This is a genomic window from Lysinibacillus sp. NPDC093712 (genome assembly GCF_050280025.1).
Classification (GTDB): Bacteria; Bacillota; Bacilli; order Bacillales_A; family Planococcaceae; genus Lysinibacillus.
This window is the reverse complement of sequence record NZ_JBNNUU010000001.1, coordinates 164,278-175,747: the sequence shown is the minus strand read 5'-3', so window position 1 is coordinate 175,747 and position 11,470 is coordinate 164,278. Positions and strand designations below refer to the sequence as shown.

Below are 11,470 nucleotides of genomic sequence, written 5' to 3'. Positions count from 1 at the left end.
CTGTTTGTTGAGACTGTCCTTTTTGCTCAGTTTGGCCTGTTTGTTGAGACTGTCCTTTTTGCTCAGTTTGGCCTGTTTGCTGAGTTTGTTCTTTTTGCTCAGTTTGGCCTGTTTGCTGAGTTTGTTCTTTTACTTCAGTTTGGTCTGTTTGTTGAGACTGTTCTTTTTGCTCAGTTTGTTTTGTTTGCTGAGACTGTTCTTTTTGCTCAGTTTGACCTGTTTGCTGAGTTTGTTCTTTTTGCTCAGTTTGGCCTGTTTGCTGAGTTTGTTCTTTTTGCTCAGTTTGACTTGTTTGTTGAGACTGTCCTTTTTGCTCAGTTTGGCCTGTTTGTTGAGACTGTCCTTTTTCCTCAGTTTGACCTGTTTGTTGAGACTGTCCTTTTTGCTCAGTTTGACTTGTTTGTTGAGACTGTCCTTTTTGCTCAGTTTGACCTGTTTGTTGAGTTTGTTCTTTTTGCTCAGTTTGACCTGTTTGTTGAGACTGTCCTTTTTGCTCAGTTTGGCCTGTTTGCTGAGTTTGTTCTTTTACTTCAGTTTGGTCTGTTTGTTGAGACTGTTCTTTTTGCTCAGTTTGGCCTGTTTGCTGAGATTGTTCTTTTTGTTCGGGTTGTTTTGTTTGCTCAGTTTGGCCTTTTTGCTCAGTTTGGCCTTTTTGCTGAGTTTGTTCTTTTTGCTCAGTTTGGCCTGTTTGCTGAGTTTGTTCTTTTACTTCAGTTTGACCTGTTTGTTGAGACTGTCCTTTTTGCTCAGTTTGGCCTGTTTGCTGAGTTTGTTCTTTTTGTTCGGGTTGTTTTGTTTGCTCAGTTTGGCCTTTTTGCTCAGTTTGGCCTTTTTGCTCAGTTTGGCCTGTTTGCTCAGTTTGGCCTGTTTGCTCAGTTTGGCCTGTTTGCTCAGTTTGGCCTGTTTGCTCAGTTTGTTTTGTTTGCTGAGATTGTTCTTTTACCTCAGTTTGTGGTGTTTCTTCACAAACCCGTTTGCTCTCCGTAACATTTGAAAGTACTAGGTAAACAGTGTACCTATTGTCGTATGTGAAAGGTATAGGTTTTTCCAATTTAACGTATATGTCAACCCATGCTCGGATGGGGTTATTATATTGGTCGATCGCGAATGTATATACTTCATTCCCATCTGTGTCTTTTTGTCTTTTAATAGCTTCTTTTAACTCCCCACCTGATTCAACTTTAAAACCTCTATACCAAGTTGAAAACCTTCCTGGCACCGTAATATCAACTGTATACTGACCATTTTGTTTTTTAATAGCAGCTTCTGTTTTTACATAGCCACTCTTTACCATAACTGAATTTTCTTCCGTTACGGAACCAGTTTTTGAATCAGCTTTTAAAACATTTAAACTGGCTGAGTAGTCAATTGTGCAACTAGCGTCGGTATTCTCCGCCGCCTTTACTTCCATGCCAAGGTTAGGTAATACTGCACCAAAAATGAGCAATGCCATTGCTACATATTGTAGAAATTTCTTCATACCTACTCTGACCTCCTGAATGTGCAAATTGTTTTAAATTACTAGGAATCCAGAATTTTTGATTAGTTAGACCTATCTTGAGCGTTTCTACCTCCTTTTAAAGCTTTTACTAGTACTACCCCTAAATGATTACCATTCTCAATTAATAACAAAATAAAACATCTATGGTTTATTACATAAATGTATTAAAGTCTTTAATTGATAATGATTCTCACTATAATTTAATTATATATTTCTCATTATTGTTGTCAAGAAAGTTAAAATATTTGATTAAATATTCTTTTGTATCAATAGTCCGACGCTTAATGTCCTCCTTAAACTTTAAAAAGATCGGACACTCACTTTTATGGGTGCCCAATCTTTTATATTTAGAGTATTAATATAACGGAATTGCTAATACATCTTGGTTTGCGTTAGGAATTGGTTGAGGATAGAAAACAACGCTTTCTTCAGTAGATTGATTTATATACTTTTCTGCATTTTTGTATTGTTGTCTTAATAGTTTTTCAAATTCTTGTAGTGTCATATCTTGGACGCTATTTAAAAATTTTTCTTTGTTTTTTTCTGGAATATACATTCTTACCCCATATTCATTACTTAAGTTTTCTAATATTTTTTTGTAAGGTATGAGTAATAGGTCAAGATCGTTGTCATATGTTGACTCAGCACGATAATGAGTAGTTGAACAAAAAACAGAAACCATTAGACAAATCAGTGTTATATTTATTACCTTTTTCATTTCTGTCCTCTCCTTTGTGTTCCTCTCCTTAATTTTTCTGTCAAACTTAGTGAAGCCTATCTCCTTTTATATTTTCACTCGCAGAAACATAGGTGATTAAAATTAAGGAAATGATTAAACATAAAAAAGATATAAATCGTAACATTACAATTTTCTCCATAACATTCCCCCTATTTTAATTTCACTATATTTAGATTCACCTATATTAAAACATTATTTAAGTAGTTTTGAACTTTAATATTTTACTTAATTTCTTGAAATATTTAAGATTTGAAAATGATTATTAATGCTTTTTATTTTCAATTCTGCTGCTATTCTACTCCAATCAAAATTTTTCAAAACCATCACCAACTTTTATTCCCTTCATATCCTATAGCATCAGACCGAATTTTGAGGGGGAACTATATGGGGATTGAACTTACTGCTCTCCATTGGATTTATGTTGTTTTTATTGTCTTAATCATTGGCTTTATGGTTAAACGTCGGGATACTACCCTCATTTGCATTCTGGGCATATTCCTACTTGCGATTATCGCTACTGGTGATCTCACTTCTTCAATAAGTGGTGTTTTTAACAGCTTTATTTACGCGATTACCGAGCTGTTATCTACCATACTAATTATTTCCATTATTGTTGCGATGAGTCGTGTATTAATGACTTCTGGTATTAATGAGGTCATGGTTGCACCTTTTACAAAATTCATTAAAACACCAACTCTTGCCTATTGGACAATTGGGATTTTAATGATGATTATTTCTTGGTTTTTCTGGCCCTCTCCTGCAGTTGCACTATTAGGTGCTGTGCTTTTACCGGTTGCCATTCGTGCAGGTTTACCAGCATTAGGTGTCGCGATGGCGATGAATTTATTTGGTCACGGAATTGCACTGTCTAGTGATTTTGTCATTCAAGGGGCTCCGAAGTTGACTGCTGATGCTGCGGGTATCCCAGTTGGAGACGTTATATCAGCCAGCATTCCACTTGTCATTACGATGGGGCTTGTTACAACAATTGTGGCTTTTTACTTATTAAAACGTGATATGAAACGTGGGACACTTCATTTTAAGACAGCACACGAAACAACAGATGGTATCGAGCAAGTGAAAGATGAACATTTATTAACATCCGGACAAAAACGATTTTTTGCCATACTTATTCCCATCACCTTTTTACTCGATGTTATCGCTATGTCCGTATTGAAACTACAAGGCGGTGATGCCACTGCCCTTATCGGTGGAACAGCTGTCTTTATTTTATTAGTGCTCTGTCTTGTGGCACACAAAAAACAAGGATTTGAGAAATCGACAAGTTATTTAATTCAAGGATTCCAATTTGGATTTAGAGTATTTGGACCTGTTATCCCAATAGCAGCCTTCTTTTATCTTGGTGACTCAGGATTTACCAAAATTATCGGTGACTATCTCCCTGCCGCTTCACATGGCATTGTGAATGATTTAGGCGTCGGCTTAGCCGCTGTTGTACCGTTAACGAAGGAAATTGCGGTCATTACCCTTGCCGTCGTAGGTGCCATTACAGGTTTAGATGGCTCTGGCTTCTCTGGCATTTCGTTAGCTGGTTCTGTAGGTAGTTTATTCGGCAATGCTATCGGGGGAGGCACAGCAACCCTAACCGCACTCGGACAAATTACTGGTATTTGGGTGGGTGGCGGTACACCGTCACCAATGGAAGACATCTGATAATGAGGCTTCTTATACAAGGCGTCAATTTAAGGCAAAACGCAAAGAGTTCGAATAAAATAAAAAAACGGCTTGAAATTATCAAGCCGAAAATAAAAAGAGAGAGGTTAAATTATTAGTTAATTTATTATGTTACTTTGTATATTTATTATACTAATTTATCTTTTAAAGCATCCGTTAAAGTTTGGGAAAAGTTTATACCTTGTTTCATACCTAAATCATTTAAATAGCAAGGAATAGTTAAAGTTTTTTTAACTGGTGTTAAATCTAAAGCTTTCTTATGTGCCTCTATATCAACATCTACAAGTGTTACAATATCTTTTTCTTTTGGTGTAAAAGAAACAGTATACGGTTTATTTATTGGTTCATCAGCGAAAGCTATGGCATTACCTATATAATCCCTTGCATATTCAATTGCTTCAGCGATAGTTTCCCCTTGTGTAATCCCTTCAATATCAGGAATTGTCACTAAGTGAAATCCGTCTGCTGATAGGGGGGAAATAATCACAGGATATACTACAACATTTTTCATTTTCTACCTTCTTTCGTATCTATATTTAATGGGCTTGAAAGCCACCCCTTTTACAGTTTGTTCTTTCTGATTAGCCCTTTTGCTAAATCTTCATTAACTTCTCCATGCCTTGGGATTTGTTCTTTCTTGCCTGTTGGTGATACCTAAATATCATGTTTACCACCATAGGTTAAAAATTTCCACCCTTTTGCCGTGAAGCGTTTCTCCAACTCTCTCTTTTTCATTTTTCACCCCTTTATATGCGTATATTATACGTGTCAAAAAGAAAGGAGCAAAGTGATTAATACGTATTATATACGTATAACTAAAATTTTATGCAGCAGCTGATTTATATATGAAATTGACAATTTCCCTTTATGTATCCTTTATTCGATGCACAATCTTTAGCAAACATTTGAAAACCAATATCCATAATAGGCTTTAATAAGATAAAATTGTATATTTTTATATATACTTTTACCAATTTTACCAATAAAATAGTCAATAAGGAGCGTGGATATATTCATGGATAATTTATTTTTAATTGTAGCAGTGTTAAGTTTTTTAGCTATTATAGTTTTTGCAATTATGGCTATTGTTCAATTTATTAAAAAGGATGTTTCAAAAGCTAAAAAGCAAATTAAGTTTACTGGAATATCAGTAGCGATAATGATTGTATCCTTTATTGGTTTTGGCATGACAGCAGATCCAGTAGAAATAACAAAAAAAGAAGATACACAAAAACAAGTAGAAACTGTAGCGAAAGTGGAAGAAACGCCAGAAGAAAAAGCTGCACGTGAGGCGAAGGAAGTAGAAGAAAAAGCGTTAGCAGAACAAAAAGCTAAAGAGAAAGCAGAAGCTCAAGCTAAAGCAGATGCAGAGGCCAAAGCTAAGGCAGAAGCGGAGGCTAAAGCTAAAGCAGAAGCTAAGGCAAAAGAGGAAAGTGTCCCACGAGAGCATAAGTCGGCGTTAAAAAAAGCAGAGCAATATGCTAAAACGATGCATATGTCAAAGGCGGGGATTTACGATCAATTAACATCGGAATATGGGGAGAATTTCCCTGCGGATGCTGCTCAATACGCTATAAATAATATTGTATTTGATTGGAAAGAAAATGCATTGAAAAAAGCAAAATCATACGCAGATATGATGAGTATGTCAAATTCGGCTATTTACGATCAATTAATATCTGAATACGGAGAAAAATTCACAAAAGAAGAAGCTCAATATGCTATTGATAATTTAGAATAAGTACAACCGCATGTAACTGTGTAAGACACAATACAAGTCACTCAGCTGAGTGGCTTTTTGTAATAAGGAGATGAATCATTGAGATATATTACTGGATTCATTGGACTTATTTTAGTCTTCTTCGGCAATTTATTAATGAGCATAACCGATAGTGACATAACCACAAATATAACATTAAAGACATTTGGGTTTATTTATTTTATAATCGTAATCTCAATATCTAGTTTGACATACTAATTTTTATAAGTTACTATTTCCTCATTAAATGTGAGAGGTTGAGGACGATGATCCGTCGTTTAAGAAAACTTAAAAACGTCGCTGTGCGATTAAGCTTCTAGGTAGATACATTAAAACTAATTACTTAGAAGCGAGGTAAGCATAATGAACAATCAACAATATAATCATTGGTCAGAAATTAAATATATTAAGGATTTAGTGACAAATCCGCTCATAGAAGTTGGAGACTATTCATACTACTCGGGTTATTATGGAAATCAAAATTTTGAGGACGGATGTGTCAGATACCTTTGGGGTGACCATAAATCTCGTGAACTATTTAATCCTATTAATGATTTTGGTTGGCATTTAGATAAACTGATTATCGGAAACTACGTTTGTATTGCCAGTGGTGTCATCATTTTAATGGGTGGTAATCATAATCACCATTCAGAATGGGTAACAGTGTATCCTTTTACGGAACAAATAAAACGTTCTTATGAGCCAAAAGGAGATACGGTTATTAAAAGTGATGCCTGGATTGGAATGAATGCAATGATAATGCCTGGGGTTACTATTGGTGAGGGTGCGATTATTGCTGCAGGATCTGTTGTATTAAAAGATGTTCCGCCTTATACGATTGTCGGAGGAAATCCAGCTAAAGAAATACGAAAACGTTTTTCTGATTTAGAAATAGATAAATTATTAGAAATGCGTTGGTTTGATTGGAAAAGAGAGAAAATTGAAAAGGCTATTCCTTTGTTATCAAACGGTTCCATCGATCAACTGTATGATTTTTATTTAAATGAAGTAAAAATATAATAATTACTGAAACTACATCTAATTTGGATGTAGTTTTTTTTATTAATATGTATTTTTACTATTTAGTATTGTAGAGCATCATTTTCCAGTGCTTTATATTCCATGCTTTCTCACATGTTAGCCGTATTATTTCACATACCTTATAACTTGTACCAAAAATCTTTAGACTGCGCTATTTCGCGCAATCATTTTTATAAACTGTAATGCCCCCCACTGTTAGGTCCTTTAGTGTTACCTTCCTTCCGTATTCACGAGACAGAATGCTTTCAATAATCGGAAATAATTTCCTTACTTTATCTTCTGTCATTTTGACTATCGTCATTCCCCACACTCCTTTTTTATCAGAATATGTCGAATAGGCTTGTCACTTTCGTTAAGACAAATTTCAAGTTGATTGGGCTTATACAATTCGCCTAACTATAGTTACTGCCAGTTGATATTGATACCAACTAAATCCAAATTACTATCTCCATTTCGTTTCACTTTCTGTTAAAATGATTTTAGAAAGGAAGTGATTGAAAATAACGACAGTGGAGAAGGAGAAATTGTCTGTCGGTTTGACACAATTTATTGATTTCACAGTTAGGCAAACAATGTTAGCAAAGATGAACAAAATTACTGAAATTAAAAATCAAGGGGATTATCATCCAGTAAAAGATCATTGGAAACAATTAAGAGAACGAATTAAATTATGCTATGAGAAAAATCAATCTCTAGAAAATTTAGAATCGTTACTGTCCGAAGTTCATGAAAGAAAAATTAATTCCTATACGCAAGCAATAAAAGCATTTAAAAAATTTACTCGTAACAAAGAAATCGAATGGTTTGATCCACCTAAATCAATGTGGACATCTACTAATGGTTTAGTTGTTCGTTCGTCTCCCGAATTAGGTTTAGTCATTAACGGCATACCTCACTTAATAAAATTGTTTTTTAAAGGGAACACTGAAAAAATTAATGAACGAAACATTCAACCAATCCTCACTTTAATGTTAGAAGCACAATGTAATGACCCTACCCCATCAAATATTGTATATGCTGTGTTAAACGTGAAAACAGCTAAATTACATGTAGCTACTCAAACAAACCCGAAAATTCTTCAAGCACTACAGCTAGAAGCACAAACATACGAAAATATTTGGAGAAATTAAGCCTCTAATCCATTTCATTTTTTAAAACTTATATAATTTGTGCACATTACTTACACTTCCCTCATTACTCCCACTACCAAATTTTAATAAATGCAAAAATCCAACCTTTTTTCGTGCTCATACAACTGTTAATGAATTGACTAAAGGGCTAGAGCCTGTATATACAACAGGCTCTTCCTGTCATCAAAATTCATATCCGCTACTTGAAATGATGAAATTTTTTAATCAAATCCGAACTTCCATCTACATATAAAAGTATTATTTTTAGAGTCAGTAAAATATATAAAAGAAAGGAAGTGTAGAAGGAGTGAAATACTGATGAAGTGCGTCATCTATGTTCGAGTCAGCACAGAAGAACAGGCTAAACATGGGTTTTCAATTGCTGCGCAAATTGAAAAATTGGAAGCTTATTGTGTGTCACAAGGTTGGGAAATTGTTGAGGCGCCCTACGTCGATGATGGGTATTCAGCTAAAGATTTAAATAGGCCACATTTTCAGGCTATGGTTGAGCGCATTCAGCAAGGTGGTATTGATGTCCTTCTTGTCTATAAGCTTGATCGCTTAACTCGCTCTGTCCCTGATCTTCATACAATTTTAGCTGAATTAGACCAATACGAATGTAAATTTAAATCCGCTACAGAAGTTTACGATACGACGAATGCAATGGGACGTTTATTTATTACACTTGTAGCTGCGATTGCGCAGTGGGAGCGTGAAAATACAGCAGAACGTGTGCGTTTTGGAATGGAGAAGAAAGTAAAATTAGGTCACTGGAAAGGTGGCACGCCCCCCCTCGGCTACCAAGTAGTAGATGGTGAATTAGCTATTCATGAAGAAGAGGCTCAAATTGTGAAGGATATCTTCAAACTAGCAAGATCGTTAGGTTTTTTCTCCCTTGCCCGCCAATTAACGAATAAAGGAATACCCACTCGAAAAGGTGGACAATGGCATGTCGATAGTGTGCGAGATATTGCCAATAATCCGACATACGCAGGTTACTTAATGTTTAGCTCTAATCCGAAAGACATTAAAAAGCCTCCTCGGGAACGGGTACTGTTTGAAGGCAATCATGAACGCATTATAGATCGCGATGAATTTTGGGACCTACAAGATTTGTTAGAAAAACGCAGAACTTTAGGAGGGAAACGAGAATCGAGCAATTACTATTTTTCCTCGCTATTAAAATGTGCGCGGTGTGGGCATGCGATGTCAGGGCACAAAGCCGGTAAGAAAAAAACGTATCGATGTTCTGGCAAGAAAGCTGGAAAAGCTTGTACCAGTCATATGATTTTAGAAAGCAATTTAGTGCAAACCATCTTAGCAAAATGGGATGACTTAGTAGGTGGACATTTTCAAAGTAATGAAGGAGATGCCACATTTCCTATGGCACAACTCACAGCGTTACAACAAGAATTATCCATTGTTCAAAAACTTTCTCACAAGAAGAAGACAATGTTTGAGCATGATGTTATCGGGCTTGATGAGTTAATTCATGAAAGCGAAAAGCTTCGTAACAAAGAAAAAGAGATTCAAGAAAAGCTAAAAAATTTGAAGCAGCAGGATCAGCGTCAACATGTTGAAATCCGTACTGTTATCCGCAATATTGATACACTATGGCTAAATGCCGATGATAACGAACGTAAACAATTAATGACCACCATCTTCGAACAAATAGTCGTTGATACTAAGGATGATTATACGAGCAGTAAACAAGCCAGAGAAATTATAATTGTTGCAGCTACATAATATGTCTTTTATTGGTGGCGGTACACTTATACCATGGGCGCTCATTCCCGCTGCTGCTATTTGTAACGTCAGTCCATTTGAGCTTGCACGGCGCAATTTATTGCCTGTAGCGATAGGTCTTATTATAACGACCCTAGTGGCGATGCTTTTAATTTAAAGATTGAAGAATATACATTTACACAAAGGCCATCTGTTGTTATCGATTGTCGATTGCAACAGATGGCTGAGTTGTTTTTCATTTTAAGTTCTGATGTTGAAACCCATTTTTAAAGCAATGAAATTATTTTTTCCTGTATACTACATAAAATCGCCAGGTACACTTCGCTAAAGTCAATTGGATCACTTACTAATACATAGTGCGATACCTCTCTACAATTTATAAATGAAGTACTCATCCAATTCTCTTAGCATCTAAATATACATTCCTTCTTTTGATAAGGCGTGTCTGCGATACTCCTTAAAAGACGCCAGTTTTATGCTAAATTCTTATTGTGGAAGGTAATCTTGATTGTTTATAGTTAATTTAGAAGCAAAGAATAGAATTTCTTTATTTATAGCAAAATAAGGTTCTAGAATTTTGTAAAATGCATCCCATTTTTCGTTAGCCAATTCATTATCAAGTTTTATGGCTTCTTCATATAGCTTTTTTAATTGCTCTTTATCAGCTTTACTTAGATCAAATTCAAAATCAGACATGTATTCTTCAAATGTCATCGGCTTGATGAATTGACCAATAAGTTCATGGAATTGATTCCATAGCATTTCAGACAACTCCATATTGTCATCACTTTCAGCTTTTTGAGCATCTTCATATAGAGTTTTTAACTTCGCCATAGTTTCAACAGGAATGTCTAATTCCATCCCTTCCATGTAATCTTCAAAAGTTAGTGGTGGATATAATTCATCAAGATATGGTTGAAGGATTGTATACAACTCATCATATTTTATATTAGCCTTTTCTTCATCACCACTTTTTTCAAGCTTTACCCACTCTTCATAAATAGCTTGAAGCTGTTTTTTATCATTTTCTTTGATAACTATATTTTTCTCACTAAACCCAAGACCTTCTAAATATTGTGCAAAAGTTTCAGGCTGCCAATTAGCTAAAAAATAAGGTTTTGTAATTTTATACATTTCTTCCTGATTTTTTTCAATTTCTTCATATTTCTTTTCAAACGCTTCTTCTGATGCTTGTTTTTCAGCCTCATGTATTGCTTCTTTTTCTAACTTCTTTATTTCACCAAACATTTTTTCTAATTTCTCTAAATCTTCCTTCGTTACCTCTTTAGGAAGATCTTTTTTATACACTTCAAACGTATAGAAGTCTGAATAATCGTCTACTACTCTACCTTCTATAGAAATTTCCTGCCCGACTACTAATTTCAATTTTTCAATTTGTTCTGTAGAAAATTTACTAAAACTTATAAAATATTTTTTACCGTCTATTCCTTTCAAGTTCATTCCATCGCCAAAGATTTCTTTAATAGTTCCAGATATTTTTTGTTCTAATTGAACATTAATATTACTATCCTTTGTTTCTACTGTTGTAGCTCCTACTTGAAGTGGCGTAAGGACAGCCATCCCTAGTGTAAATGCTGAAGCAATCATCCAAGTTTTTTTAAATGGTTTTTTCACACTTTATTTCCCCTTATTTTAACAGATTGGTGTTACAAATAATTATACGCTCTTCGTCCAGCAAATGTTTCAATGATTATCAAAAAAAGTTTTTTTAATTAGAAACTACAAAATTAACTATAATCAGGAAGATTACAGTTATAAAAGCCTCATTGTTCACCAATAATGTCAGTATAAGCAGCTAACTCTTTATCAATTTTTCAATGAACCTAGTATATAGAAGC

Annotated in this window: 11 protein-coding genes; 6 read left to right on the top strand and 5 right to left on the bottom strand. The window is 34.8% G+C overall.

The features are described from left to right. Positions 1 to 1,480: hypothetical protein (locus tag ACQKNX_RS00920; RefSeq protein ID WP_427427152.1), on the bottom strand; the 1,480-nt coding region annotated here is incomplete at its 3' end. 376 nt (positions 1,481 to 1,856) lie between these two features. After that, complete coding sequence (locus tag ACQKNX_RS00915) at positions 1,857 to 2,219, bottom strand: hypothetical protein (protein ID WP_427427151.1); 363 nt, start codon at positions 2,217 to 2,219, stop codon at positions 1,857 to 1,859. 405 nt (positions 2,220 to 2,624) lie between these two features. Here ACQKNX_RS00915 and ACQKNX_RS00910 point away from each other — a divergent pair, with 405 nt between their 5' ends. Further along, complete coding sequence (locus ACQKNX_RS00910) at positions 2,625 to 3,914, top strand: hypothetical protein (protein ID WP_427427150.1); 1,290 nt, start codon at positions 2,625 to 2,627, stop codon at positions 3,912 to 3,914. A gap of 148 nt (positions 3,915 to 4,062) precedes the next feature. On the opposite strand, the gene ACQKNX_RS00905 is transcribed toward ACQKNX_RS00910, so the two are convergent. After that, positions 4,063 to 4,446, bottom strand: a complete 384-nt coding sequence (locus ACQKNX_RS00905; RefSeq protein ID WP_427427149.1) for a type II toxin-antitoxin system HicB family antitoxin — start codon at positions 4,444 to 4,446, stop codon at positions 4,063 to 4,065. A 744-nt stretch (positions 4,447 to 5,190) separates the two neighbouring features. Between ACQKNX_RS00905 and ACQKNX_RS00900 the strand changes: the two genes are divergently transcribed. Together ACQKNX_RS00900 and ACQKNX_RS00895 are read left to right on the top strand one after the other, a co-directional pair. Then, the gene (locus ACQKNX_RS00900) at positions 5,191 to 5,676 is read left to right on the top strand and encodes an Ltp family lipoprotein (RefSeq protein ID WP_427428245.1); all 486 of its coding nucleotides are present in this window, start codon (positions 5,191 to 5,193) and stop codon (positions 5,674 to 5,676) included. 381 nt (positions 5,677 to 6,057) lie between these two features. Continuing rightward, the gene (locus tag ACQKNX_RS00895; protein ID WP_427427148.1) at positions 6,058 to 6,714 is read left to right on the top strand and encodes a CatB-related O-acetyltransferase; all 657 of its coding nucleotides are present in this window, start codon (positions 6,058 to 6,060) and stop codon (positions 6,712 to 6,714) included. 172 nt (positions 6,715 to 6,886) lie between these two features. On the opposite strand, the gene ACQKNX_RS00890 is transcribed toward ACQKNX_RS00895, so the two are convergent. Further along, entirely contained in the window at positions 6,887 to 7,036 is a 150-nt protein-coding gene (locus ACQKNX_RS00890) for a hypothetical protein (protein ID WP_402889305.1), read from the bottom strand. 193 nt (positions 7,037 to 7,229) lie between these two features. Between ACQKNX_RS00890 and ACQKNX_RS00885 the strand changes: the two genes are divergently transcribed. The 3 genes from ACQKNX_RS00885 (at position 7,230) to ACQKNX_RS00875 (ending at position 9,768) form a co-directional block, all read left to right on the top strand. Continuing rightward, a complete protein-coding gene (locus tag ACQKNX_RS00885; protein ID WP_427427147.1) occupies positions 7,230 to 7,865 on the top strand; it encodes a hypothetical protein in 636 nt (211 codons plus the stop codon). Positions 7,866 to 8,183: 318 nt separating this feature from the next. Continuing rightward, a complete protein-coding gene (locus ACQKNX_RS00880; RefSeq protein WP_427427146.1) occupies positions 8,184 to 9,611 on the top strand; it encodes a recombinase family protein in 1,428 nt (475 codons plus the stop codon). Then, positions 9,595 to 9,768, top strand: a complete 174-nt coding sequence (locus ACQKNX_RS00875; protein ID WP_427428273.1) for a hypothetical protein — start codon at positions 9,595 to 9,597, stop codon at positions 9,766 to 9,768. The genes ACQKNX_RS00880 and ACQKNX_RS00875 overlap by 17 nt, the downstream gene beginning before the upstream one ends. A 329-nt stretch (positions 9,769 to 10,097) precedes the next feature. On the opposite strand, the gene ACQKNX_RS00870 is transcribed toward ACQKNX_RS00875, so the two are convergent. Continuing rightward, positions 10,098 to 11,246, bottom strand: a complete 1,149-nt coding sequence (locus tag ACQKNX_RS00870; RefSeq protein WP_427427145.1) for a hypothetical protein — start codon at positions 11,244 to 11,246, stop codon at positions 10,098 to 10,100. Positions 11,247 to 11,470 lie beyond the last annotated feature (224 nt).